The organism is Myxococcus dinghuensis (assembly GCF_024198235.1).
Lineage (GTDB): Bacteria > Myxococcota > Myxococcia > Myxococcales > Myxococcaceae > Myxococcus > Myxococcus dinghuensis.
Window position 1 is genome coordinate 16,657 of record NZ_JAKCFB010000014.1, and the last position, 24,118, is coordinate 40,774.

20 protein-coding genes are annotated in these 24,118 nt (G+C 71.8%); 11 read left to right on the forward strand and 9 right to left on the reverse strand.

Going from position 1 to position 24,118, the window contains the following annotated elements:
• Window positions 1-7 precede the first annotated feature (7 nt).
• Entirely contained in the window at window positions 8-1,351 is a 1,344-nt protein-coding gene (locus LZ198_RS19540; RefSeq protein ID WP_253973524.1) for a glutamate--cysteine ligase, read from the reverse strand.
• A gap of 59 nt (window positions 1,352-1,410) precedes the next feature.
• Here LZ198_RS19540 and LZ198_RS19545 point away from each other — a divergent pair, with 59 nt between their 5' ends.
• The 3 genes from LZ198_RS19545 to LZ198_RS19555 all read left to right on the forward strand — a co-directional run bounded on the left by LZ198_RS19545 (window position 1,411) and on the right by LZ198_RS19555 (window position 6,775).
• The gene (locus LZ198_RS19545) at window positions 1,411-2,232 is read left to right on the forward strand and encodes an EI24 domain-containing protein (protein WP_253973525.1); all 822 of its coding nucleotides are present in this window, start codon (window positions 1,411-1,413) and stop codon (window positions 2,230-2,232) included.
• Window positions 2,233-2,447: 215 nt separating this feature from the next.
• A complete protein-coding gene (locus LZ198_RS19550; protein ID WP_253973526.1) occupies window positions 2,448-5,681 on the forward strand; it encodes an MXAN_5808 family serine peptidase in 3,234 nt (1,077 codons plus the stop codon).
• A 170-nt stretch (window positions 5,682-5,851) separates the two neighbouring features.
• Entirely contained in the window at window positions 5,852-6,775 is a 924-nt protein-coding gene (locus tag LZ198_RS19555) for a hypothetical protein (protein WP_253973527.1), read from the forward strand.
• A gap of 7 nt (window positions 6,776-6,782) precedes the next feature.
• Here LZ198_RS19555 and LZ198_RS19560 read toward each other — a convergent pair whose 3' ends face one another.
• Window positions 6,783-7,508, reverse strand: coding sequence for a glycerophosphodiester phosphodiesterase (locus LZ198_RS19560; protein ID WP_253973528.1), 726 nt, complete (start codon window positions 7,506-7,508; stop codon window positions 6,783-6,785).
• A 112-nt stretch (window positions 7,509-7,620) separates the two neighbouring features.
• On the opposite strand from LZ198_RS19560, the gene LZ198_RS19565 reads away from it, so the two are divergent.
• Window positions 7,621-7,848 carry a twin-arginine translocase TatA/TatE family subunit gene (locus tag LZ198_RS19565; protein ID WP_253973529.1) on the forward strand — a complete coding sequence of 76 codons (228 nt, stop codon included), beginning with the start codon at window positions 7,621-7,623 and terminating at the stop codon, window positions 7,846-7,848.
• 12 nt (window positions 7,849-7,860) lie between these two features.
• Here LZ198_RS19565 and LZ198_RS19570 read toward each other — a convergent pair whose 3' ends face one another.
• Entirely contained in the window at window positions 7,861-8,640 is a 780-nt protein-coding gene (locus tag LZ198_RS19570; protein ID WP_253973530.1) for a hypothetical protein, read from the reverse strand.
• Between the two features lie 6 nt (window positions 8,641-8,646).
• The gene (locus LZ198_RS43235) at window positions 8,647-11,415 is read right to left on the reverse strand and encodes a zinc-ribbon domain-containing protein (protein WP_267145478.1); all 2,769 of its coding nucleotides are present in this window, start codon (window positions 11,413-11,415) and stop codon (window positions 8,647-8,649) included.
• A gap of 168 nt (window positions 11,416-11,583) precedes the next feature.
• On the opposite strand from LZ198_RS43235, the gene LZ198_RS19580 reads away from it, so the two are divergent.
• Window positions 11,584-12,228, forward strand: a complete 645-nt coding sequence (locus LZ198_RS19580; protein ID WP_253973531.1) for a polyhydroxyalkanoate synthesis regulator DNA-binding domain-containing protein — start codon at window positions 11,584-11,586, stop codon at window positions 12,226-12,228.
• A gap of 4 nt (window positions 12,229-12,232) precedes the next feature.
• On the opposite strand, the gene LZ198_RS19585 is transcribed toward LZ198_RS19580, so the two are convergent.
• Both LZ198_RS19585 and LZ198_RS19590 read right to left on the reverse strand, forming a co-directional pair.
• Window positions 12,233-13,036 (reverse strand): ParA family protein, encoded by an 804-nt coding sequence (locus LZ198_RS19585; RefSeq protein ID WP_253973670.1) that lies wholly within the window; start codon window positions 13,034-13,036, stop codon window positions 12,233-12,235.
• Window positions 13,037-13,060: 24 nt separating this feature from the next.
• Window positions 13,061-13,375, reverse strand: a complete 315-nt coding sequence (locus tag LZ198_RS19590) for a hypothetical protein (protein ID WP_253973532.1) — start codon at window positions 13,373-13,375, stop codon at window positions 13,061-13,063.
• 159 nt (window positions 13,376-13,534) lie between these two features.
• On the opposite strand from LZ198_RS19590, the gene LZ198_RS19595 reads away from it, so the two are divergent.
• From LZ198_RS19595 to LZ198_RS19610, 4 genes are all read left to right on the forward strand, one after another.
• Entirely contained in the window at window positions 13,535-14,449 is a 915-nt protein-coding gene (locus LZ198_RS19595) for an ArsA family ATPase (RefSeq protein ID WP_253973533.1), read from the forward strand.
• A complete protein-coding gene (locus LZ198_RS19600; protein WP_253973534.1) occupies window positions 14,446-15,558 on the forward strand; it encodes an ArsA family ATPase in 1,113 nt (370 codons plus the stop codon). The genes LZ198_RS19595 and LZ198_RS19600 overlap by 4 nt, the downstream gene beginning before the upstream one ends.
• Before the next feature lie 146 nt (window positions 15,559-15,704).
• On the forward strand, window positions 15,705-16,865 hold the full coding sequence (locus LZ198_RS19605; RefSeq protein ID WP_253973535.1) for a tetratricopeptide repeat protein: 1,161 nt from the start codon (window positions 15,705-15,707) through the stop codon (window positions 16,863-16,865).
• Between the two features lie 56 nt (window positions 16,866-16,921).
• Entirely contained in the window at window positions 16,922-18,115 is a 1,194-nt protein-coding gene (locus LZ198_RS19610; protein WP_253973536.1) for a M48 family metalloprotease, read from the forward strand.
• A 245-nt stretch (window positions 18,116-18,360) separates the two neighbouring features.
• On the opposite strand, the gene LZ198_RS19615 is transcribed toward LZ198_RS19610, so the two are convergent.
• Window positions 18,361-18,885: a tetratricopeptide repeat protein gene (locus LZ198_RS19615; protein WP_253973537.1), complete on the reverse strand. Its 525-nt coding sequence runs from the start codon at window positions 18,883-18,885 to the stop codon at window positions 18,361-18,363.
• A gap of 5 nt (window positions 18,886-18,890) precedes the next feature.
• Window positions 18,891-20,405 carry a hypothetical protein gene (locus tag LZ198_RS19620; RefSeq protein ID WP_253973538.1) on the reverse strand — a complete coding sequence of 505 codons (1,515 nt, stop codon included), beginning with the start codon at window positions 20,403-20,405 and terminating at the stop codon, window positions 18,891-18,893.
• 193 nt (window positions 20,406-20,598) lie between these two features.
• Here LZ198_RS19620 and ruvX point away from each other — a divergent pair, with 193 nt between their 5' ends.
• Both ruvX and mltG read left to right on the forward strand, forming a co-directional pair.
• A complete protein-coding gene (gene ruvX, locus LZ198_RS19625; RefSeq protein ID WP_253973539.1) occupies window positions 20,599-21,054 on the forward strand; it encodes a Holliday junction resolvase RuvX in 456 nt (151 codons plus the stop codon).
• 9 nt (window positions 21,055-21,063) lie between these two features.
• Window positions 21,064-22,122 (forward strand): endolytic transglycosylase MltG, encoded by a 1,059-nt coding sequence (mltG, locus tag LZ198_RS19630; RefSeq protein ID WP_253973671.1) that lies wholly within the window; start codon window positions 21,064-21,066, stop codon window positions 22,120-22,122.
• Window positions 22,123-22,132: 10 nt separating this feature from the next.
• Here mltG and LZ198_RS19635 read toward each other — a convergent pair whose 3' ends face one another.
• Window positions 22,133-23,716, reverse strand: a complete 1,584-nt coding sequence (locus LZ198_RS19635; RefSeq protein WP_253973540.1) for an ArnT family glycosyltransferase — start codon at window positions 23,714-23,716, stop codon at window positions 22,133-22,135.
• Window positions 23,717-24,118: the final 402 nt, after the last annotated feature.

A 24,118-nucleotide genomic window follows, 5' to 3' on the forward strand; every position in this document is an offset into this window, starting at 1 on the left:
GCGCCCGCTACACCGTGGCGAGCGCGAGCACCGTCTCGGGGCGTGGGTCCTTGTGCCACGCCTCGAGCACGACCGCCGCGGGCGAGCGCTTCGACGCCGCGACGTCCGCGAGCACGTCGAGCAGCGGCGCGTCCGCCGCATCCAGCCGCTGCAAGCCGCGCCGGGCGATGCCCACCATCTCCTCCGCCAGCCGCCACAGCTCGTGCGAGCCCAGCTTCCCACCGAGCCCCTCGCGGCGCGCGGTGTCGTGGAAGGCCAGGTGCTCGGTGTACGAGAGCCTCGGCACCAGCCGCTCGGCCTCCTCCAGCGCGGTGGCGTCGTAGAGGATGCCGCGCCACAGCGCCGGGAGCGCGCCCGTCATCGCCGCGTTGGCGCAGTCCGCGCCGCGCACCTCGACGACCTTCTTCAGCCGCACCTCGGGGAACAGCGTGGACAGGTGGTCCGTCCAGTCCGCCAGGTCCGGCGGCTGGCCCTCGAAGCCCTCCTGGAGCAGTTGCCGGAAGGTGAGCTTGGGGTGCAGGTACTTGCCTTCACGCCGCAGGAAGAGCAGCGGCGCGTCCAGCGCCCAGTCCACGTAGGCGCGGTAGGAGAAGGAGCCGTCGAAGAACGCCGGCAGGTAGCCACAGCGCGTGGGGTCCACCTCGTCCCAGACGCGGTTGCGGTAGGACAGGTAGCCGGACGGCTTGCCCTCCACCAGCGGGCTGTTGGCGTACAGCGCGTTCATCAGCGGCGACAGCCGCGCCACCACCACCGTCTTGCGGACGCAGTCGGCCTCGTCCGTCCAGTCCAGGGACACCTGGCCCGTGGCCGTCATCAGCATCATGTTCAGCGCCAGCCGGCCGCGCTCCGGCAGCGTGCGCCGCATGACGCTGTAGCGCGTCTTGGGCATCCACAGCATGTCCGCCGTCGAGCCCGTGGGGCGGTAGCCCAGCGTGACGAGCCGCAGCCCCAGGGCGCCGGCCGCCGCCTTCACCTGGGCGAGGTGGGCCAGGTTCTCCGCGTGGGCCTGCCGCGCCGTGTGGAACGGGCTGCCGGACAGCTCGAACTGGCCGCCGGGCTCCAGGGAGATGGTGGCCTCGCCCTGCGCGCGCTGGAGGGCGATGATGGGGGAGTCGGGCGTCTCGCGGAACGGGACGTAGCCGTCCGGGGCCAGCCGCTCCAGGAGCGCCCCCACCCCCGAGGGGCCCTCGTAGGACACCGGGCCCGTGGAGCCCACCGGATAGAGGAGTTTCTCGTGCTCCAGGCCGAGCCGCAGATCGCCCTGGGGCTTCTCCGCGGACCGGAAGCCGGACACCAGCATGTCGATGGAGGTGATGGGCTCGGAGGCCGCGCGCTTGAGGTCGAGAGACATGGGCGCGCCCTATATAACGGGGACCTCCAGACCCGCTTCGATTTGCGCACGGGCCCACCATGAGTCCCACTTCCCCCATTCCGACCCTCTCCCCCCACCCCCGCCTGTCGGATTTCTTTCAGGGCCTGGGTCTGCTCGGCCGCGCCTCCGGCCTCATCCTCCGCTCCCGGCGCCTGTTCGTCCTGTCCGCCCTGTGCGCCGTCGTCACCGCCGTGGCCCTGGTGGGCCTGGCCTGGCTCCTGTGGACCCACGGCCCGGGCGCCCTGGACTCGCTCTGGACGCGCCCGGAGTCCTGGTACGGCCAGGCCGGGTGGTACACCGCGCTGGTGCTCGGAGGGCTCGTGCTCTGGGTGGTGGGCGCCAACGTCGTCCCGCCCCTCCTGCTCGCGCCCCTCCAGGACCCCCTCTCCGAGGCCACCGAGGCGCTGTGTGGAGGGGAGGACGGTCCCCCCTTCACGGTGGGCGGCTTCGTGCGGGGCATCGTCACGGGGCTGGCCCACACGCTCGCCCGGCTGTTCTTCCTGCTCGCCGGGCTGGTGCTCCTGGCCCCCCTGAACCTGATTCCCGGGGTGGGGAGCGTGTTGTGGACCGTGCTCGGCGGCGTGTGGACCATGACCTGGATGGCGGGCGAGTTCCTGGCCGCCCCCATGACGCGCCACCTGTACCCCTTCGCCGAGGTGCGCCGCATGCTGCGCCAGCGGCGCGCGCTCTGCCTGGGCCTGGGCGCGGGCGTCTACGTCCTGCTCTGGGTGCCCATCCTCAACACCTTCTTCCTCCCCGTGGCGATCGTCGCCGGCACGCTGCTGTACCGGGGCATGCGAGAGGCCGGGCTCCTCCCTCCACCCCCCACCCCCTCCCCGGGGGGCGCCTCCCTGAAATAAACGCCCCGACCGGGTGTCCCACCGGGAAAGGCCGGGAACGCAGTGCCCGCCAGGGACGTTCTGAGTCTTCAGCAGAGAGGCGATGCCTTGAAGCACCTGAAACCCGTGATTAGGCTTGCCCGGCCGCTTCCTGCGCTCGACTTGCGTTTCAAACGTTCGGATTTTCAAGGCATTTCACGCCACACCCCGGGGCGCAGCGACGCGCTCCAGCTTGGATGAACCACATGCCGCGTTTTCTCCGCCGCATCGCCGCCGTAGCCGTGCTCCTCGGCGCCTGGGCCCTCGTGGGCAGCAACCGGGCACCGCTTCCGCTGACGATGGGGGCGGCCGAGGCAGGGCAGGGGCAGAACACCTGGGACGGCAGCCTGCCGGCGGCCAAGGGCGAGAAGGCTCCGCACGACCTCAACAGCCTGCGGGTCCTCACCAAGGTCATCCTGTACGTGAAGGAGAACTACGTCGACCCCAAGCGCGTGCGGCCCAAGGAGATGATGATCGCCGCGCTGGAGTACGTCGAGAAGAGCGTCCCGGACGTGCTGGTGGACGGCAACGCGGAGACGGGCAAGCTCAACGTCAACGTCAACGGCAAGGCGCGTGAGTTCGACATCGGCCACGTGGACTCGCTGTGGAAGATGTCCTTCGCGCTCAAGGACGTGTTCGACTTCCTGTCGAAGAACATGCGCCCCATCGAGGACACGCGCGACATCGAGTACGCGGCGGTCAACGGCATGCTGTCCACGCTGGACCCGCACTCGGTGCTGCTGCGCCCGGAGCTGTACCGGGAGATGAAGCTCTCCACGAAGGGTGAGTTCGGCGGCCTGGGCTTCGTCATCCAGATGCGCGAGGGCAACCTGACCGTGGTCAAGGTGCTGCCCAAGACGCCCGCGCACCGCGCCGGCATCCTGAAGGACGACCGCATCAAGAAGATCGGCGAGGAGTCCACCGTCAACATGGACCTCAACGAGGCCGTGTCCAAGCTGCGCGGTCCGGTGGACAGCCGCATCACCATCACCGTGGAGCGCAACGGCTGGGACAAGCCCCGGGTGATGACGCTGGCGCGCGCGATGATCTCCATCGAGAGCGTCCAGCACAAGATGCTCGCCGGCAACGTGGGCTACATCCGCCTGAAGAACTTCCAGGGCAACACCACGCGCGACCTGGAGTCGGCGCTGGGCGAGCTGCGCAAGCAGGCGGACGCCAAGGGCGGCTTCAAGGGCCTGGTGCTCGACCTGCGCGGCAACCCGGGCGGCCTGCTGGAGCAGGCCATCCAGGTGTCGGACACGTTCCTGTCGAGCGGCACCATCGTCGCGACGGTGGGCCTGTCGGACAAGCTGCGCGAGGAGAAGCGCGCGCGCCCCACGGAGGGTGAGGACACCTACCCCATCGCGGTGCTGGTCAACGCCGGCAGCGCCTCCGCGTCCGAAATCGTGGCCGGCGCGCTCAAGAACCTCAACCGCGCGGTCATCATCGGCCGGCAGACGTTCGGCAAGGGCAGCGTGCAGGTGCTGTACGACTTCCCGGACGACAGCGCGCTGAAGCTGACCATCGCCAAGTACCTGACGCCGGGCGACGTCTCCATCCAGGAGGTGGGCATCGTCCCGGACATCCAGCTGGTCCCCACCCGCGTCACCGACGAGCGCGTGGACGTGTTCGCGTCGCGCCGCTCCATGGGCGAGGCCGACCTGGACCAGCACTTCGGCAACCCGGACTCCTCCACCGTCGCCAAGAAGCGCGAGGACGTGCTGGACCGCGAGAAGCCGCTGGAGAGCCTCAAGTACCTGAAGGTGGACCCCAAGCAGCAGCAGCAGCTGGCCGCCGCCGCCAAGGAGGAGCCCAAGCCGAAGACGGCCGCCGCGGAGAAGCCCGAGCAGAAGAAGCACGGGGAGAACGACCCGCTGCTCGACGTGGCCGGGCAGAGCGAGGACCTGGACGACCAGCTCGACGCGGAGACGCAGGAGGAGATCAAGGAGGACTTCGAGGTGCAGTTCGCCCGCGACTACGTCGTGCGCGCCCCGGCGGCCAACCGCCAGCAGCAGCTGCAGCAGGGCAAGGCCTTCATCGAGCAGAAGCGCCGCGACGAGGAGACGCGCATCAACAACGCCATCGCCGCGCTGGGCGTGGACTGGAGCCCCGGCCCCACGCCGAAGAACGTGCAGCTGGCGGCCACGGTGTCCCCGTCCCCGGACGCGAAGATTCCGGCCGGCGACCTCCTGGAGATGGTCGTCACGGCGGAGAACAAGGGCCAGGAGCCGCTCAAGCGCGTGCGCGCCTGGACGGAGAGCGACAACGCCTTCCTCGACCGCCGCGAGTTCCTCTTCGGCGCGCTCAACCCGGGCGAGAAGAAGTCCTGGAAGGTGAAGGTGCGGCTGCCCAAGGACCTCACCAGCCGGCGTGACGACGTGACGGTGCACTTCTCCGACGACCACGGGGCGCTGCCGGAGACGCGCGTGTCCGAGCTGAACTTCGTGGAGCTGCCCCGCCCGTCCTTCGCCTTCAACTGGCAGGTCATCGACGACTGCACCGCCTGCAACGGCGACGGCGTGGTGCAGCGCGGCGAGTCCGTGGCGGTGCTGCTCGACGTGACGAACGTGGGCACCGGCACGGCGCTGGACTCGTTCACGCAGATCAAGAATGGCGGGGACGCGAACATCTTCATCGAGCAGGGCCGCTTCAAGCTGGGCGAGCTCAAGCCGGGCGAGACGAAGACGGCGCGTTTCCAGGTCGAGGTGAAGAAGGGCTACAAGGGCGACACCTTCCCGCTGAAGCTGGCCATCATCGACGAGCCGCTCGAGGAGTTCGTCATGGAGAAGATGGCGCTGCCGGTGAAGGACGCGGCCGTGGCGACGCTGGAGCCGAAGAAGGGCTCGGTGCGCGTGGCCGACAAGACGGAGCTGTTCGGCTCTCCGGAGGCGGACGCCCGCACGGTGGCCAGGCTCAACGCGGCCGCGGTGCTGCCCACGGAGGCGGTGGCCAAGGGCTTCTATCGCGTGGAGCTGGACAAGGGCCGCTTCGCCTTCGTGCGCAGCCAGGACGTCCGCGACGTGAAGGCGGCCAAGGCCGCCGCGCCGAAGCTGGCGTGGACGACGACGCGCCGTCCGCCGGAAATCAAGCTGGACGCGGACCCGTCCTCGGGCGGGCTCGTCGCCAACGGCGAGAAGTTCACCCTCTCCGGCGTGGTGACCGACCCCAACGGCCTGCTCGACGTGTACGTGCTCGTGAACGACCAGAAGGTCTACTTCAAGGGCGTGGACCCCAAGGGCGGCGAGCCGAACACGCTGAAGTTCTCCACCGAGTTCGCGCTGAAGGAGGGCAACAACAACGTGCTGGTGGTGGCCCGCGAGAGCACCGACTTCGCCAGCCGCCGCACGCTCGTCATCCGCCGCCGGCCGGCGGAGGTGGCCCAGAAGGTGTCCGGGCCGAACCCGGGCGCGGTGAAGCCCCAGCCCCAGTAGGCCGTCGACGCCCCTCGGGCGTCACCCCGGGCGGCCATCCGGTGAGTCCCTGGAAAGGGACACACAGGGTGGGCCGCCCGTTTTGTTGACGCTCCTCGCGGGCTGGGTTTAGCGTCCGACGCTGAGAGGGGCGCCCCCGGCCGGAGCGCGCCTGGGAGGCGGTGACTCGCATGCGGACGTTCAGTCGGTGGCTCGCCCTGGCGGCCTGTGTCTCGGGGGCCGCCGCGTACGCGGACGACAACGACCTGCAGGTCTCCCGTTTCGGGAACCCCAGGGCGCAGGACGCGGAGGGCAACCTCACCAACGCCGCCGCCAACGCGAACTTCCAGGCCTTCGCCCGTGTCATGGGGGCGGCCATCGGTTCGGTGAACCTGATGCCGCCGGAGACGACGGGCCACTCGGCCTGGGCCGTCAACGCGGAGCTGTCCGTGGTGTCCCTGCCGGACAGCGTGGCCATCCCCACGGAGAAGCCCCAGCAGCCCTCCACGGTCCTCATCCCGTCGATCCACGTGCGCAAGGGCCTGCCCTTCTCGCTGGAGCTGGGCGGGCGCGTGGGCTGGGTGGAGAAGAGCAGCCAGGTGGTGGCCACCGGCGAGGTGAAGTGGGCCGTCAACGAGGGCTTCACGTGGCTGCCGGACGTCGGCGTGCGCGGGCACGTGACGAAGCTGTTCGGCGCGCGCGACCTGAGCCTCACGGTGATGGGGCTCGACATCGGCGTGGGCAAGCAGTTCCCGCTGGGCGGCATGGTGACGCTGACGCCCTACGGCGGCCTGGACCTGAGCTTCGTGGGCGCCACGACCAGCACCCTCGAGTTCGACCCGGAGCGCGGCTACGAGGGCACCACGGACGACGACTCCCGCGCGGCCCTGCAGACCGCGGGGCAGTACGCGAAGGTGTCCTTCGGCGACAACATGAACCAGCGCATCTACGGCGGCGTGCGGTTCATCGGCGGCGTGCTGCAGTTGGGCGCGGAGCTGTCGCTCACGCGCACCGGCAGCGTGTCCGTACCCACGCTGAACAACCCCAACGTCACCGAGGACCGCGGCCTGCCCGCCGTCTTCGCCTTCAACACGACGCTGGGCTTCGACTTCTAGTCGGGCCTCAGGCGGCGGTGCGCAGCGCCTCGCGCACCGCGCCGGGCCGGTTGGTGATGAGGTAGCTGACGCCCATCCGCTCCAGGGCGCGCGCCCGCCCGGCGTCATCCACCGTCCAAGCGGCCACCCGGAGGCCCGCCGTCCGCCACGCGGCGACGCGCTCGGGCGTGCACTGTTCGTGGAACGGGTGCACCGAGTGGGACGACACGAGCGGGCTGAGCGCGTACGCCTGCACGCCCCAGGAGCGCTCCGGGTCGATGAGGAAGCCCCGGCGCAGCTCGGGCGCGACGGCGTTCAGCCGGAGCAGGCACAGGGGGTTGAAGCTGGAGACGACCACGCGCTCGGTCATGCCGCGCTCGCGCACCAGCCGCGCCACCTTCGCCGCCAGGCCCCCGTCGCCCACGCGCTCGCACTTGAGCTCGATGTTGACGAGCAACTGCGGCGGCAGGGCGTCCAGCACCTCCTCCAGCAGGGGGATGCGCGCGGGGGCGAAGCCCAGCGACGAGCCCACGTCCGCGCGCTGGAGCTTCCACCAGGGGGTGGCGCGGACCTCCCAGGGCAGGCCCGCCAGGCGCTCCAGGACCTCGTCGTGACAGACGACGACCTCGCCGGAGCCACACACCATGGCGTCCAGCTCCACGCCGTCCGCGCCCTGGCGGACGGCCTCCGTGAAGGCCTCGAGGGTGTTCTCCGGTGCGTCGGCGCTGGCGCCTCGGTGGGCAAGCAGGAGCATGGCCCCAGTGTGCGACGAAAGGCCCCTTGCGCGCAGCCCGGGTGCGGGCGGCCGTTCGGGGGTGGACGCGCGGCTTGCCTCCCCCGCCCCTTTGCTGCACTGTGCCCTCACCATGTTGGGCCTCGGCCTCGGAGAAATCATCGTCCTCGGCTTCATCCTGCTGGTGGTCTTCTCGGCCGCCCGCATGGGTCAGCTCGGCAACGCAGTGGGCCGCTTCGTCTACTCGTTCCGCAAGGCCTCCAAGGGCGAGGACCTCATCGACGCGAAGAGCCTCCCCCGCCCTCGCAAGGGCTCGTCGGACGCCGAGTACACGGAGCCCGAGCAGCCTCGCCGCCGCTAGCCTGACGCCCCGTCAGTCGTGGCCAGGGGCTCCGCGTGGCGGAGCCAGCTGCGGGCCTTCCTCCAGGAGCCGGGTGGCCTGCGCGCGCAGGGAGGCGTGCACGCCGTTGTCCCGGGTCAGCTCGCGCAGGTCGCTCGTGTTGAGCAGCGGCACCAGCTTCGCGCCGACCTCCGGGGGCAGGTACGGGTTGAAGACGAGCGCCCGGCGCACCGCGTGGCGCACGGACCAGCGGGACGACTTCCAGATTTCGACGAGCGGCTCGGGCCGGGCCGGGCGGCGCGCGGCGATGCGCACCACCAGCTCCTCGGTGAGGCGCGGGTTGATGAGCACGTTGCGCAGCACGGACGGGTCGCTGACGGTGGCCAGCCGCGACAGCGTGTCCGGGTCCCTCGTGAGGCGCGCCTGCTGCTTCAGGTGCCCCAGGGACTGGGAGAAGGCCGTCGCGTCCGCGCGGGCCGCGGCGTCCGGGTCCATCTCCCGCTTCGCGGGGCCCTGGACGAACAGGTCCGCCACGGTGTCGAGCGACTGTACGTGGGCCAACCGGCGCAGCGCGCCCACGTGGGGGATGTGCTCGGCCTCGCGCTCCAGCGCGGACATGAAGTCGGACAGCACGCAGGAGGCGGGCTCCCAGCCGCCCCGCGCCAGGGAGATGAGGTGGCCCACCAGCTCGTTCGCGTCGCCCGGGTCGCCGCGCGACAGCTCGCGCGCGGCGGCCTTGCGGCGCACCTCCGCGCCGCCGCTGAGGGCGTGGATGAAACGGGCGACCGTGCGGGCCTCATCCAGCGTGGGCATGACGACTCACTCCGTGGGCGCCGGCGCCACGTGCGCGGGCGGCGTCGGTGCGGAGGCCGCGTCCGCCGTCACCTCCAGGCGGAAGCTGCCCAGGTCCTTCGGGTACTCCTGGAACACGAGCAGGAAGGGCGCTCGGGCCCCGGGGGGCACGGCGACGGAGGCGACGTCCAGGCGCTGGCGCAGCGCCGTGGCGGCCTCCGCGTTGTCCACGGCGTGGAGCTCCTCGGGTGTGGCCACCGCCCCCGCGACGCCTTCGGCGGAGCGCACGCGCTGGTCGCCGTCGAAGAACGCGCCGCGCACGCGCACATGGGTGGGGCGCGCGGTGCGGTTCTCCACCTCGCCCCGGATGTAGAACACGGGCCGCCCCGCGCGCGTCTCGTACAGGCCGTTGGACACGTCCACCGCGACGAAGGACTTGGGTTCGGGGAGGAAGAGCGCCTCGAGCTGCTCGGGTGACAGCACCGACAGGTCCAGCCGCCCCTCGCGCAGGTAGACGAGCCCCACCGCGCCCAGCCCCACCACGAGCACGGCGGCCACGACGAGGTTGAGCACCAGCGCCGTCACCTTGCGCACGCGGCTGGGAGGCCGCGCTTGGGGGATGCCGACGTCCTCGGGACGCGCCGTGGGCTTGACCACGGAGACGGCTGGAGCCCCCGCCCCGGGCTCGCCCAGGTCCAGGACCTCGCGCTGGCCGACCCCGGACGTACCCACGCGCCCCAGGGAGACACCCAGGCCGGTGTCCGCGGGCGGGACGTCGCCGAGCAACGAGCTCACCGACAGGGATTCGGACTCGGACTCGGACGGCGAACCGAACAGCGCGGCGCGCCCCGTGTCGGTGGGCTGGAGCCCGGCCTGTTCCCCGAAGGAGTCTCCGGCCAGGTCGAACAGGTCCCGCGCATCCTGCGCGGGCGCTGGCGCTACCCCCGTCTCCGTCGCATCGCCGATGTCGAGCGAGGCGAACGGGTCCGCGCCCCCCAGCGGCGGCGGCGTGGGGCCCGAGGTGGACGGCCGCGTGGCGGGGGGCGGCGCATCCAGCGCGAAGGGGTCCGCGCTCGCCGCGGCTGGCGTCCCTGGCGAGGGAACGTGGCCCGACGAGCCCCCCTGCGCGGCGGGACGCCCCAGGCCATCCAGGCCCGGCGAGCGCCCCTGCCCCACGGGCGTGGCGCCCGGCTGCGCGGCGGGGTGCCCCAGGCCATCCAGGCCCGGCGAGCGCCCCTGCCCCACGGGCGTGGCGCCCGGCTGTGCGGCGGGGTGCCCAAGGCCCCCCACCCCCAGACCCGGAGTCGCCGGCGGAGCGGCCTGGGGTGGCCGTGCTGGCCCGGGCCGGGCGGCGGCCCCCGGGACACCCTGGAGCGGACGGCCCGGGAGCGCGAACCCCGTCGTCTCGGCCAGCGGGCGCGGCGCGGCGGCGGGTGGCGGCGCCGATTGGGGAGGACGCCCGGGCACCGTCGCGTCGTCGATGTCGAGCGAAGCGAACGGGTCCGCCTCCGCTGGCGCGGCGGGAGCGGGCGCCGCGGAGGGCGGGCGCCCCGGCAGCGTCATCTCATCGAACGCGAGGGCCTCCGCCGGCTTCGGCACACGCGCGGGGGGCGGGCGCCCCGGCAACGTCATGTCGTCGAACGCGAGCGCCTCCGCCGGCTTCGGCACACGCGCGGAGGGCGGGCGCCCCGGCAACGTCATGTCGTCGAACGCGAGCGCCTCCGCCGGCTTCGGTGCTCGCGCGGGGGGCGCCCCGACGGGCGGGCGCCCCGGCAACGTCATGTCGTCGAGCGCGAAGGCTCCCGCCGGCTTCGGTGCCCGTGCGGGGTTCGCGGCGAGCGGCGGCACGGCCTGGGGCGAGGGCCGAGGTTCCGCGACCGTCGTGTCGTCGATGTCGATGGAGCCGAACGGATCCTCCTCGACGCTCGGCGGGGACGCGGGCGGCGCGGCGAACGCGGGGCTCCCCGCCATCGTCGAGTCATCGATTTCGATGGAGCCGAACGGGTCCGCATCCGGCTCGGGAGGAGGAGGACGCGGCGCGGCACGCCCCGGGGCAGCCCCCTTCGCGGCGGACGGAGAGGCGACCGGCGCGGGCAGGTCATCGAGGCCGGGGAGCGCGGAGGGCCCCGCGGGCGCGGGCCCCGACATGAACTCCGCGAACGGATCCGGTTCGGGCAAGGCCACCGGAGGCGGCGGACGCGTGGCGGGCGGGGGAACCTGGGCCCGCGGCGGCGGCGCGACACGCGGTCCCGCGACACCCGGCAGCGGCACGGCGCCCATGTCGACCGGTGGCGCGTCGAACCCGGGGGGAACGGCGCCACCGTAGAGCCCGGAGGAAGTGTCCACTGGTTCACGCATCGCGCCATGAGGCGCGGGGAGCGCGACGGCCCCTGGACCTCCCACCGAGGGCCCCGGAGGAGGAGGCAGGGGCAGCGGCCCGATACGCGTGGGCTCGCGGAACACGCCGTCCTCGGTATCGAGCCCGCCGTCCATGCTGTTCCATGGACGCGAGGCGTCATCCGGCGCGGTCCGCGTGGCTTCGACGCCCAGCGCGAAGTAGCCGGGCCTCGTGATTTCCACGTGCTTCGGGGTAGGAGCGACCCCGAAGCTGGCGAACGGGTCGGCCTGGGCGGCCGGAGGAGGAGGCGCAGACCCACCGGCGTCCTCCCCGCCAGGTTCGCGGGTGACGCGGAACGTGTTCTGGCATTTGGTGCAGCGGACCTTGACCCCCTTGTCCGTCACCTTCTCGTCGGGGATCTTGAACCGCGTCTGGCACTGCGCGCACTTGACTATCATTCAGAGCTGGCCTGGGCGGGCGCGAGTATAGGACCACCGGGCGGGCACGGCGAACCCGGTTTCTCGCTGCTTGCTCGCCTCCAACCCCAGTGGTACGAGGTTCGCCCCTGCGAGACTCAGGCGTGAAATCCGGCGTTGGAGTCGAGCCCAAAAGGGGCGGAGAGACCAATGAGCGAGGCCGAGCAAGCAGGCGCTCCGAGCAAGGAGCCGAAGATCATCAAGCGCTACACGAACCGGAAGCTCTACGACACGGTCGAGAGCCGGTACGTGACGCTCGATGAAATCGCCGCGATGATCAAAGAGGGCACCGAGGTGCGGATTGTCGACAACCGCACGAAAGAAGACCTGACCTCGGTCACGCTCGCGCAGATCATCTTCGAGGAAGAGAAGAAGAAGAACCAGATGCCGCTGTCGGTGTTGCGGGAGATCATCCGCCACCCCGGCGAGTCCATCTCCGGCTTCATCCAGAAGGAGGTCAGCCCTCGGGTCGCCTCCATCCGCGAGGAAGCCGAGTCGCGCCTGGACAAGCTGCTGCGCCGCGAGGATGGCGTGAAGCCCGCCGTCGAGGAGCCTCCGGTGCAGACCGTGGACTCCGCGGCGGCCGCGGGGGGCCTGTCTCCCGCGGACCTGCTCAAGGCCAGCCAGCGCGCGTTCGAGGACTGGCAGCGGAAGATCGACGAGCGCGTCAAGCACGTCGTCGAGAACCTCACCGGCAACCTCCCCGCCCTGGGCCGCGACATGCAGTCGCTCACCCAGCGGCTCGAGGAGCTGGAGAAGAAGCTCGAGCAGATGGAGCAGTCGAAGAAGGAGTAGTCCGCTACGCGTCGCGCGGTGCCCGCTTCCGCTTCCGGGGAGCGGGCCCGCCGTGGATCTCCGCCGCGATGGCCGCCAGCATGCGCGCGCCCCGGCTGGAGGGCGCGTACTCCCAGATGGTCTTCCCGTGGCTCTGGGCCTCGTCCACCTTGACGTCGTAGCCCAGGGGCGTGGTGGCCAGGGACTCCGGGAAGTAGGCCCGCAGGCGCTCCAGGATGGCCGTCGCCAGCGCCGTCTTCCGGTACAGCGTGGGCACCACCTTGGTGACCCCCAGGTCCGGCCGCCCCTCCGCCTCGCCCACCTGCCGCACCGTCTCCGCCACCTCCGCGCAGCCGTCCAGCGCCAGGTACGTCAGCGCCACGGGCACCACCACCTCCGTGGCGGCCACCAGGATGTTGCGCGTGGTGAGCCCCATGGAGGGCGGAGAATCGAACACCACCGCGTCGTAGCCCGCCGCCTGGGCCGCCTGGAGCCGGTCCGCCAGCCGGTGTGCCCGGCGCGCGTCCGCCGCCACGACCACCGGGAAGTCCGCCATCTCCTTGTACGCGGGCACCACGTCCAGCCCCTGCACGGCCGACGGCCGCACCACGTCCTCGAGCCGCACCGCCCCATCCGTCAGCAGGTGGAAGACGTTGCGGGGCAGCGTGCGCACGTCCAGGCCCAACGCCTTGCTGGCGTGGCCCTGCGTGTCCAGATCCACCAGCAGCACGCGCAGGCCGCGCTCCCGCGCCAGCCACGCGGCGGTGTTCACCGCCAACGTCGTCTTGCAGGTGCCGCCCTTCTCGTTGATGAACGCGATGCGCCGCATGGTCCGGAGCACGTCGCGGTCCGCCTACTTCTTGCCGGCGGCCTGCGACTTCGACGCGACCAGCGTGTCCACCTTGCCCTCCACCGCCGTGAGCAGCCGCTCCAGGTCGTCCACCTTCGAGCGCAACTGCTCCAGGTCCGCCGTGGACGGCAGGTTCATGGCCGACAGCGCCGTGCGCAGCGCCGTGTCCAGCGTGCCCTTCGCCGCCAGCGAGCGCGACACCAGCGTCTGCACCGCCGCCACGAACTTCTCGTTCGACAGGAGCTGCTGCGCCAGCTTGCCGACGCGCTCCTCGCCCGTCTCCACGAGCTTCTTCATCACCGGGTTGTTCTTGAGCATGGAAGGGACCTTACCCGCCGACCGACCTCGGGCGGTGGACGTCGGGAAAAAGACGCCGCACTCTGTGAGGGGGCAACGCGACGTGTCAAGCTGGGCACCCAGGCAGGGCCAAACGCGTTGACTCCTGGAGGGACGATTCCTACGGTTCGCCGCTCGCTTATGGCTGGGCTTCTGGACAAGCGGTTGTGGGTCGTCTCCGGAAAGGGTGGCGTGGGCAAGAGCACCGTCGCCGCGGCCCTGGCCCTGCGCTCGGCGCGGGCGGGGCGACGGACGTTGGTGTGCGAGGTGAACACGCAGGAGCGCATCAGCCGCTTCCTGGAGCACCCCGCCGCCGGGCCGGAGATCACCCTGTTGGAGGAGAACCTGTGGGCGGTGGACGTGCGCCCCCAGGAGGCCATGCGCGAGTACGGGCTCATGGTCCTGCGCTTCGAGGCCCTCTACAAGACGGTCTTCGAGAACCGGCTGGCGCGCTACTTCCTGCGCTTCATCCCCTCCCTCCAGGAGCTGGTGCTGCTGGGGAAGATCATGTTCCACCTGCAGGAGAAGCTGCCGGACGGACGGTGGCGCTTCGACACGGTGGTGCTGGACGCGCCGGCCACCGGCCACGCCATCTCCTTCCTCAGCGTGCCGCAGGTGCTGGTGCAGACGGTGCCGCCCGGCCCCCTGTCGCGCGAGGCCCAGAAGATGCGCGACCTGCTGGTGGACCCGGCGGTGACGGCGGCGGTGCTGGTGGCGCTGCCGGAGGAGATGCCGGTGAACGAGGCGCTGGAGCTGCACGCGGCGCTCACCGACCGCGTCCACCTGCGCACCCACGCGGCCGTGCTCAACCAGGCCATCCCCGAGCGCTTCACGGCGGCGGACCTGGAGGCGCTCGCGGGCTGCCCGGAGCTGCGTGACGTGGCCCAGGCCCACCACGACCGCGCGGCGCTGACGGTGCTCGCGGGCACCAAGCTGGAGCGCAACCTTCACGTGCCGGTGGTCAACGTCCCCCGGCTGTTCCTGCCCGCGTTCGGGCGCGAGGCCATCGAACAGGTCATGGGGCACCTCGAAGCACTGGTGATGGGGGAGACGTGAGCACGACGGCCCTGGGTCCCGCGCTCGCACGCAAGCGCGTCCTCATCTGCGTCGGCTCCGGCGGTGTCGGGAAGACGACAGTGGCCGCCACGCTGGCGCTGCGCGCCGCGGTGGAGGGCCGCTCGAGCCTCGTGTGCACCATCGACCCGGCCCGGCGCCTGGCCAACTCGCTGGGCCTGTCCGCGCTGGGCAACGCGGAGACGCGCGTGCCGGCCTCCGCGCTGGAGCCCTTGGGCGTCACGCCCCGCGCCACGCTCCACGCGATGATGCTGGACATGAAGCAGACGTGGGACGACCTCATCACCCGCGTCGCCCCGCCGGACCAGCGCGAGCGCATCCTCGCCAATCGCTTCTACCAGTCGCTCTCCACCGCCCTGGCCGGCAGCCAGGAGTACATCGCCATGGAGAAGGTGTGGGAGCTGCGCCGGCGCGGGGAGTACGAGCTGGTCGTCCTCGACACGCCCCCCACCGCCCACGCGCTGGACTTCCTCGACGCGCCCAACCGCGTGCTCGACTTCCTCGACAACGAGGCCGCGAAGTGGCTGCTCGCCCCGGCCATGAAGGCGGGCAAGCTGGGCCTGTCCCTCTTCAACAAGAGCGGCTACGTCCTGCGCGGCCTGTCCAAGTTCACCGGCACGGAAATGCTGCAGGAGCTCTCCAGCTTCATGCTGTCGCTGTCCGGCATGAACGAGGGCTTCCGCGAGCGCGCGCGCGGGGTGCGGGCGCTGCTGGAGGACGCGTCCACCGGCTTCGTGCTGGTGACCAGCCCCCACCCGGAGCGCATGGACGAGGCCATCCACTTCAACACCCTGCTCAAGCAGCACCGCATGGAGGTGGTGGCGCTGGTCGTCAACCGCGTCCACCCCATGCCCACCGAGGCCATGTGGAAGGACGTGGCCACGGTGGCGCCCGGCCGCCGCGACAAGGTGGAGCAGACGCTGCGCGAACTGAAGGTGCTGGCGGAGCAGGACCGCCAGGGCATCGCCCAGCTCCAGGCCGCCTGCCCGGGCATCCCCCTCATCCAGGTTCCCCGCTTCTCGCTGGATGTCCACGACATCACCAGCCTGTGGAGGACGGGGCGCTTCCTGCTCGGGGACGACACCCTCTGAGCGCCGACCCGCCCGGCCGCCTGGTGGAGGAGCCGGGCAGCGGGACGGCGGGCGGAGGATTAGACTGGGTGCGCCCTTCCGGGCCGTGGGAACCCGGCGGGTCGCCGCGTTGTCCGGTGGGCGGCAGGTCCAGGAGGACGCATCCCGTGACGCGGAGCGAGCGGACGTACGAGTCGGTCAGCCGGTGGTTCTGGGTGGTGGCCCTGGGGCTGGGCGTCGCCGCGTGTCGCACGACGGGCACGGCGGCCCGGCCAGAAGCCCCCGCTGCGGCGGCCCCGCAGGAGATCCGCTTCGACGCCGTGACGGTGACGGCGGACCTGGAGCTGGACAAGCTCAACGACGAGGAGCTCTTCGCCGCGGCCACGTCCTTCTTCGCGGAGAACGACTTCAAGCAGGCGGCGCGCTACTTCGGCCGCATCGCGGACTTCCACCCGGACAGCGTCCACCGGCGCGCGGCCCTCTACAACGCGGGCCTGGCGCACCAGCGCCTGAAGGAGTGGGAGGAGGCGTGGCACCGCTTCTCCGAGCTGTCCGACCCGGAGAAGGGCCAGGGCGACGCGCTCGACGCGGCCTTCCGCGTGGCGGAGACGCAGTACCACCTGGAGCGCTACGACGACGCGGTGAGGCTCCTGGCCACCGTGGCCGCCCGGCGGGACATCCCCGTCAACCGCCGCGTCGAGGCCCAGGTGCAGCAGGGCATCTGTGAGCTGGAGGCCGGCCAGACGGACACCGCGGAGGAGACCCTCCGCAAGGCGCTGACCACCTACGAGGCGCTGGCGGACAAGGACGAGGTGGACGACTACTTCCCCGCCCAGGCGCACTTCTTCATGGGGGAGCTGTACCGGCTCCACTACGAGGGCGTGAAGCTGGAGCCCGCCCAGGGCGCGGACAAGCTGGCGCAGGACCTCAACTACAAGGCGGAGCTGCTGCTGTCCGCCCAGGGCCACTACCTGCGCTCCATCCGCGTGGGCAACGGCTACTGGGCCACCGCGGCGGGCTCGCAGATCGGCGCCATGTACGAGGACCTCTACCACCACATGGTCAACTCCCCGGCCCCGTCCGAACTCAACGCCGAGGAGGCCCAGGTCTACCGCCAGGAGCTGCGCAAGAAGATCCGCGTGCTGCTCACCAAGTCCATCAACATCTACGAGCGCACGCTGGAGACGGCCGAGCGCATCGGCTCGCAGAGCGCCTTCGTGGACCGCACCCGCGAGAGCCTCGCCAAGGTGAAGGCGCTGCTGCTGGCCGACGCGGACGGCGAGCCCGTCCCGCTCCCGCCCGACGAGGACGCGGACCCGCACTCCTGAGCGGCCACCCCCGCTGGGCAGCCAGGGGCCGCGCGGCGTAGCCTCCCACGCCACGCATGGAGCCCCTCTTCACGCCCGAACAGCTCGCGGAGATTCACGCCTACCACGTGCCCTACTACGTCCGGGCCGCCGTGGACCCCTTCGCGCGGCTGGCGCTCCTGGCGCTGCTCCTGGGCGTGCTCGTGCGGCCCTTCTTCCGCGGCGCCACGGCGCTGGCGGCCGTCCTGGAACGGCGCCTGGGCGGGCTGCGCACCGCGCCCGTCAGCCGCGCCTTCTTCCTCGCCATGGACCGGCTGTGGGGCGAGCGGGGCTGGGGCGCCGCCATCCTCTTCGCGCTGATGACGGACCTGTTCGTGAAGCTCGTCTACGCGCCCGTGGACATCTGGTTCGCGTACACGCTCGAGCACCGGCACGGCATGTCCAACTACACCCCGGCCGCCTTCGCCTGGGACATGCTCAAGGGCCACCTGCTGGGCGGCTTCGCCATCGCCACGCTCGTCGTCGGCATGTACGGGCTGGCGCGCCGCGCGCGCCACTGGTGGTGGATGCTGGGCGTACCCGTCGCCCTGGTGCTGCTCGTGTCGTCCGCGCTGGACCCGTACCGGGGCCGGCTCTACTTCGACCAGCAGCCCCTGCCGGAGGGCGCGCTGCGCACGCGAATCACCGCGCTGATGGCCCGGGCGGACATCCCCTTCTCCGACGTGCTCGTGGAGAAGACCTCCGTCGCCTCGCGCCGGCTCCAGGCCTACTTCGCGGGCCAGGGCCCCACCCGCACCATCGTCCTCAACGACGTCATCCTCCAGGAGCTCTCCGCGGACGAGGTGCTCGCCGCCGTCGCCCACGAGGCGGGCCACGTGAACGAGCCCAAGTGGCCGGGCCGCATCGCCTCGTCGCTGGCGCTGGTCGCCCTGCTCTTCGCCATCGACCGGATGCTGCGCGTCGCGGCCTCGCGGGGCTGGTTCGGCGCCACGCGCTTCGCGGACATCCGCACCCTGCCGCTGCTCTCCCTGCTGCTGTCGCTCGTGCTGATGCTGGGCGGCCCCGTCGCGGGCGCCTTCTCCCGGGAGCGCGAACGCGAGGCGGACCGCTACGGCCTGCGCCTCACCGGCGACGCCGACGCCTTCCGCCGGATGCTGGTGAAGGCCGCGCGCGTGAACAAGATGGACCCGGAGCCGCCGCGCTGGGTCGTCCTCAAGGGCTTGAGCCACCCGCCCATCGCCGAGCGGCTCGCCGCGCTCCCCCCGCCCTGAAAACGCGGCCGGCAGGTGGGCTCCCCGTTCCCCTCGCTCTCCCGACCCGAGCCCACCCACCGACAGCCGCCCCCGGGAAACACCCCCGAATCCCGGCGGCACTCCGTACCGCGACTGCATCCCCCCGACTGCCCCCGGTGCCCTCAACAGCGCTTCCACCCAGACGTGGACACCGGGGTGCTGCACCCGACTGCACTTCTCACGGGCGTCTGACGTGTCGCACTCCCCGTCCCCCGCGGCGCGCACTACGGCGAGGTCCCGCCCTCCTTCAGCTTCTCCACCGCCACCAGGGTGATGGCCCGCACCAGCGCCTTCGCCCTCCGCCCCGCCGCCGTCTCGCCGTGGGGGTCCACCTCCACCGCGTTGGCCAGGTCCGTGAAGCCCTGACGCTCCCCCTTGCGCAGGTACAGCTCACCCCGGTTCGCCAGCGCCACCGGGTGCAGGGGGTCGCGGGCCAGCGCCGCGCTGTACTCGGCGATGGCCTCCTCCAGCCGCCCGAGCTTCTGGTACACGGTGCCGAGCGCCGCCCGCGCGCCCACGTCCTTCGGGTTTCCGGCCACCAGTCCCTCGAAGAGGATTCGCGCCTCCTCCAGGCGCCCCGCCGCGGCCAGGTCGCAGCCCACCTGGGCAATGGCCTTCGCCTCCTCGAAGGTCATCCCCTCCACCTCCGCCCACGTCGCCTCGCCCCGCGCGAAGGACCGCAGCCGCTGCACCTCGCCGTGCTCCATCCGCATGGCCACCGCCCCCTCGTGTTTGATGACGCGTCCCATGGTCCTCACGCGCTCCGCAGGTTGGAGATGGCCGTCTTCGCCATCTCGTTGAACTTGGAGGACATGTTGCTCATCAGGTCGAACATGGCCTTGCGCTTCTCCACCAGCCGCTGAAGCCGCAGCTCCAGCTCCTGCATGCTGCTCTCGAGCTTCGCCCCCTTCTTCTTGTCCGCCTCGCTCGTGCCCAGCGTCGCCTTCTGGTCGCGCGCGTCCGCCATGCTCTGCATGACGTCCATGATTTCGTCGTCCGTCTCCGTCGTGATGTTCATCAGGATGGCTTGGATCTTGTCCTCGATGCTCATGTTCGGGTTGTCGACGATGCCCTTCACGCTCACGCCGCTCGACGCGCGCCCGCCGCCCGACGAGGACGACGTCCCCAGCGTGGAGTCGGCCTGCCCCAGCGCCGCCGTCACGTCCGGCCGCCCCACGATGCCGTCGCGTTCGCCCACGCCCGCCGCCATCTCCAGCCGGTCGTAGTACTCGGGGTGGTCCTTGAAGAACTGCGCCGCCCGCTTCAGCATCGACGACGACGCCGGACTGTCCAGGATGGCCTGGAGGTTGTCGCGCGTCATCACGTTGTCCCGCGCCCCCACCGCCGAATCGAACGTGTCCCAGTTGTCCCGCAGGATGGCCAGCGCCTCGCGGTACTCGCGGAAGTCCGGATCGAGCGTGGAGGGGTTGCTGCCCGTCGTCGGCGGCGTCGAGCCGCCCCCCGTCGACGGGCCGCAGTCCGTGCCCGGCCGTGGCCCCCCGCCCCGGTCGGGGGGCACGCCACCGGACGCGCCGCCACCACCGGACGAACGCGGCGGGCACTCGGCCGCCGGAGGCGGCGTCCCCGTCCCCGACGTCGGCGGAGGACACGGCCCCGCGGGCCCCGGGGACGCGCCCCCCGGGCGCTGCGGACGCCCGTACTTCGCGAACTCCTCCGCCACCTTCGTCAGCTCGGTGCGGAGGTCGCCCACGCGGATGCTGTCGTCGTTGTACAGCCGCCCCAGCGTCGGCATCACCGCCGAGAACACCCCGCGCCCGTCCACCCGCTCGAAGAACGCCGGGTTGTCGGTGAGGAAGCGGGCCGCGTCGCGCAGCTTCGGCGAGAGGCTGTCGTCGTGGGCCGCGCGCGCCAGGTCGTTCTTCGACAGCGCGCCGCTCTTCTTCCCGTCCAGCAGGTCCAACTGCGAGAAGTTCGCCTCGAGCACCTTCAGCGCGTCCTCGAAGTCGAGCAGCTTCGGGTCCAGCGGGCTCTTGCTCGCGGAGGCGGCCGCGTAGCCGTCCGTCGCCTTGGCCGACGTCCCCGAGGACGCCTGGTACTCCGTCTTCCCGGGCGGGTTCTTCTTCAGGTCGTCCGCCACGCCCAGCACGCCGCTGGCCGCCATCATCACGTTGCCCGTCGCCACCCCCGCCGCCGTCTTGATGCCGTTGGTGATGAGCGGCGGAAGCCCGAGCGCGTTGCCCGCGACGTCCACCACGGCGGACATGGGGCCGGCCAGCAGGTTCGCCGCGCCTTTCAGGAAGTCCAGCATGCGTCCTCCCACGCGGCGAAGGTTGGAAGGAGTGCCGCGCGATGGGCTGGCCGGATTGCAGCGGGGGTGCCGGACGAGGTGGCGCTCGCGGTTCAACGAATTCCGCCGGTTAGACAGGCTTGCGAGCCGCACGTGTCCCCGGGCATGGACGGCGCGGTCCGCCGGGGAGGATTGCGGTTACATTCCGCAGCGCATGCGCACCCTCGGTTTGGATTTCGGAACCAAGACCATCGGGGTGGCCGTCTCGGACGGGCTGGGGCTCACGGCCCAGGTCGTCACCACCGTGCGGCGCACCTCACTCAAGGCGGACCTCGCCGCCCTCGCCGCCCTGGCGCGGGAGTACGAAGCGGACCGGGTCGTCATCGGCCTGCCCCTCAACATGGACGGCTCCGAGGGCCCTCGCGCCGAGGCCTCGCGCAAGTTCGCGGACCAGGTGGCCCAGTCGCTCGGCGTCCAGGTGGAGCTGTGGGACGAGCGGCTGTCCACCGTCGCCGCCACCCGCACCCTGCTGGAGGCGGACGTCAGCCGCGCGCGCCGCAAGGAGGTCATCGACCAGATGGCCGCGCAGTTCATCCTCCAGGGCTGGCTGGACGCCCACCGCCCCCAGGACACGGACTACCACCCGGACGACTACGACCCGGAGGCCTGAGTGAGGCGCATGCTCGTCACCCTGCTCGTCGCCGGCGTGCTCGCGGGCGCCGCCGTGGGTGGCTGGTTCTTCCAGCGCGACCACCACCTCCGCGCGTTCGCGGCCACCCCCGTCTCCCTGCCCGCCCCCGTCACCGTGGACGTCCCCCCCGGCATCGGTCCGCGCACGCTGGCGCGGCGGCTCGCCGAGCGCGGCGTGGTGACGGACGCGGAGCTGCTCTACCTCTACCTGCGCCGCGAGGGGCTCGGCCCCAGGCTGAAGGCCGGCGAGTACGAGTTCTCGGGCGCCCTCACGCCCGCGCAGGTCGTGGAGCACCTCGTCTCCGGCAAGGTGAAGCTGTACCGAATCACCGTGCCGGAGGGCCTGCGCGCCCAGGAGGTCTTCGCCCTCCTCGCCGCCTCCGAGCTGAGGCTGGACGCCCGCAAGCTCGAGGCGCTCTCCACGGACGCCACCTTCCTGCGCCTCACCAAGGTCCCGGCGAAGTCGCTCGAGGGCTTCCTGTTCCCGGACACGTATGCCTTCCCGCGCGGCGAGAGCGAGGAGGCGGTGCTCGACCGGATGGTCATGCGCGCCTACGCCGAATACCAGCGGGCCGCCGAGGCGACGAAGCCGCGCGTCCACCTGGGCATGGTCGAGGCCATCACCCTGGCCTCCATCGTGGAGAAGGAGACCGGCGCCCCGGAGGAGCGCGCCCGCATCGCCTGCGTCTTCCACAACCGGCTCGCCCGGGGCATGCGCCTGGAGACCGACCCCACGGTCCTCTACGCCCTGTACCTGCTGCGCGGCGCGTACCCGAAGAACCTCACCCGCGAGGACCTCCGGACGGCGCACCCCTACAACACGTACAAGGTCGCCGGCCTGCCGCCCGGGCCCATCGCCAATCCCGGCGCCGCCGCGCTCCGGGCCGCGCTCGCGCCCGACGACTGCGACGACCTCTTCTTCGTGTCACGCAACGACGGCACGCACGTGTTCTGCCCCACCTACGCGTGCCACGAGGCGCTGGTGAAGCAGTGGCAGGTGGACTTCTTCCGCGCCGCGCCCGCGAAGCCCCCCGAGGCGAAGCCGTGAGGCCCCGCCCCTAGTCCCGGCGGCGGTAGACGTGCAGCGGCGCGGAGAAGCCGTCGAGCTCCTCGTAGGCCACGCCGTCGAGCACCAGGGTGCGCCCGTCCAGCTCCACGCCCGGGAGCTTCGCGAGCGAGCCCTGGTCGAAGCGCACCAGCACCTGGGGCCGGGCCTCCTGGAGGCGCTGGCGGAAGGTGTCCCAGCGCACGCGGGCGATGCGCTCCTCCGGCAGGCCGGAGAAGAAGGCCACCTGGAGGTCCATGTAGCTGGGGTCGTCGTCCAGGGCGATGGAGCCCCCCTTCGCCGCCACCTCGTCCTTCACGAAGGTGGCCACGGCCATGACCGGCACGGGGTTGGTGGACGTGGGGCTCACCGGCCGCATCATGTCCTGGTAGCGCCCCTCCGCGCGGAAGGTGAACAGGCCCATGGCCACCGGGATGCCCACCGCGAGCACCGCCGTCACGCCCGCCACGGCCCGGCGCACGCCCTCGCCGCGCGCGCCGACCAGCGACGCGAACCCGAAGGCGACGAACACCGGCAGCACCGCCAACTGCGTCACCGTGAAGCGCCCCAGCGGCACGAAGTTGAGCAGCACCACCGAGCGGAACGTGAAGTAGGCCGTGGGCACCACCGCCGCCGCCACCAGCCACCGCGTGTCCGGCCGCGCCTTCCACGCCTTCACCATGCCCCACATGCCCAACAGCGCCACCCCCGGCGTCAGCGTGACGAGCGCGACCCCGGGCCAGAAGCCCAGTTGCTGCAGGCGCCAGCCGATGGCCGCCCCGCTCCCCGCCGAGGAGCGCACCCAGGCGTGGTGGAAGTCCTCCACCGCCTTGATGGGATAGAACGGGTCGCCGTGCATCAGCTCGTTGCCCTGCATCCACAGCAGGGGGAACGGCAGGCACGCCAGCCCGAAGCCCACCGCGCGCGTCAGCGCCGCCACCTTGTCGTCGCTGCTGAACCACAGCGCCGCGCACAACAGCGGGATGTACATCCACGCGTCGTAGCGCAGCGCGCAGGCGAGGTTGAGCATCACCGCCGCCTGGAACAGGGGCCCGAAGCGGTTCTCGTCCACCGCCTCCGCGTACAGCGCGAACGCCGCCAGCATGAAGAACAGCGACACCGCCTCGCTGCCCGCCGTGGTGGAGAACTGCAGGTGCATGCCCCACGCGGAGAAGGCGAGCGCGGCCACCACGCCCGCGCGCCAGCCGAACAGCCGCCGCGTCAACGCGAACAGCGGCACCACCGACAGCACGCCGAACAGCAGGCTCACCACGCGCCCGGCCACCTCGCGGTCCAGCACGGACAGCGCCGCGCCCACCAGGTACATGTGCAGCGGACCGAACTGGTACGCGCCATCCCCGTACGCGGTGATGACGTGCGGCGCGCGCAGCCACCGCTCCGCCAGCTCCGTGCGCACCACCGCGTCACCGTAGAGGTTCTCGTTGAACGCGAAGACCGCCAGGCGCGGCAGGAGGACCACCACCAGCAGCATCCCGATGAGCCACCGGGTCGAGGGCTCGGACGCGGGAGCGGGCACCGCCGCGAGGCTCGGCGCGGGGGACGGGGGGAGGAACACGGGAGAGGGGGCGGTCGCCATGACGCGCGGCAGGATACGCAGGCACGGCACAAAGCCAAGCCGGCGACCCCGCTTCCCGCATTCTCCGCCGCCGCCGGACTTCACCCCGCGCGAAGGCTGGCGCCGTGAAACACCGGGCGCTCGCCCGCCCCGAAGGGCGAGGACGCTCGCCCGCCTGCCGCCATCCTTCGCCGCGCCGCGACCCGGTCTCCTCGCCGACATGTGGCGCGAACTCAGACGCCACCCCACAGTCAGCGGACATTCCAGTGTCAACGTGAGCGCGGGAAAGCACTCAGGCGTTCAATACCCCTCGCCCAGAGGGGGGGACCCTACCCCCGTGGACGAGCCGCCCTATAATCAGCCCTGCCTCTTCACCCCGTGGAGGGGGCCGCCATTCGCAGATGACGCGCCCCTGACACGAGC

Bases quoted from the DNA above. Each gene is read 5' to 3' on its own strand.
- LZ198_RS19540 (WP_253973524.1), bottom strand. From the start codon at position 1,351: ATGTCTCTCGACCTCAAGCGCGCGGCCTCCGAGCCCATCACCTCCATC.
- LZ198_RS19545 (WP_253973525.1), top strand. From the start codon at position 1,411: ATGAGTCCCACTTCCCCCATTCCGACCCTCTCCCCCCACCCCCGCCTG.
- LZ198_RS19550 (WP_253973526.1), top strand. From the start codon at position 2,448: ATGAACCACATGCCGCGTTTTCTCCGCCGCATCGCCGCCGTAGCCGTG.
- LZ198_RS19555 (WP_253973527.1), top strand. From the start codon at position 5,852: ATGCGGACGTTCAGTCGGTGGCTCGCCCTGGCGGCCTGTGTCTCGGGG.
- LZ198_RS19560 (WP_253973528.1), bottom strand. From the start codon at position 7,508: ATGCTCCTGCTTGCCCACCGAGGCGCCAGCGCCGACGCACCGGAGAAC.
- LZ198_RS19565 (WP_253973529.1), top strand. From the start codon at position 7,621: ATGTTGGGCCTCGGCCTCGGAGAAATCATCGTCCTCGGCTTCATCCTG.
- LZ198_RS19570 (WP_253973530.1), bottom strand. From the start codon at position 8,640: ATGCCCACGCTGGATGAGGCCCGCACGGTCGCCCGTTTCATCCACGCC.
- LZ198_RS43235 (WP_267145478.1), bottom strand. From the start codon at position 11,415: ATGATAGTCAAGTGCGCGCAGTGCCAGACGCGGTTCAAGATCCCCGAC.
- LZ198_RS19580 (WP_253973531.1), top strand. From the start codon at position 11,584: ATGAGCGAGGCCGAGCAAGCAGGCGCTCCGAGCAAGGAGCCGAAGATC.
- LZ198_RS19585 (WP_253973670.1), bottom strand. From the start codon at position 13,036: ATGCGGCGCATCGCGTTCATCAACGAGAAGGGCGGCACCTGCAAGACG.
- LZ198_RS19590 (WP_253973532.1), bottom strand. From the start codon at position 13,375: ATGCTCAAGAACAACCCGGTGATGAAGAAGCTCGTGGAGACGGGCGAG.
- LZ198_RS19595 (WP_253973533.1), top strand. From the start codon at position 13,535: ATGGCTGGGCTTCTGGACAAGCGGTTGTGGGTCGTCTCCGGAAAGGGT.
- LZ198_RS19610 (WP_253973536.1), top strand. From the start codon at position 16,922: ATGGAGCCCCTCTTCACGCCCGAACAGCTCGCGGAGATTCACGCCTAC.
- LZ198_RS19615 (WP_253973537.1), bottom strand. From the start codon at position 18,885: ATGGGACGCGTCATCAAACACGAGGGGGCGGTGGCCATGCGGATGGAG.
- LZ198_RS19620 (WP_253973538.1), bottom strand. From the start codon at position 20,405: ATGCTGGACTTCCTGAAAGGCGCGGCGAACCTGCTGGCCGGCCCCATG.
- ruvX (WP_253973539.1), top strand. From the start codon at position 20,599: ATGCGCACCCTCGGTTTGGATTTCGGAACCAAGACCATCGGGGTGGCC.
- mltG (WP_253973671.1), top strand. From the start codon at position 21,064: ATGCTCGTCACCCTGCTCGTCGCCGGCGTGCTCGCGGGCGCCGCCGTG.
- LZ198_RS19635 (WP_253973540.1), bottom strand. From the start codon at position 23,716: ATGGCGACCGCCCCCTCTCCCGTGTTCCTCCCCCCGTCCCCCGCGCCG.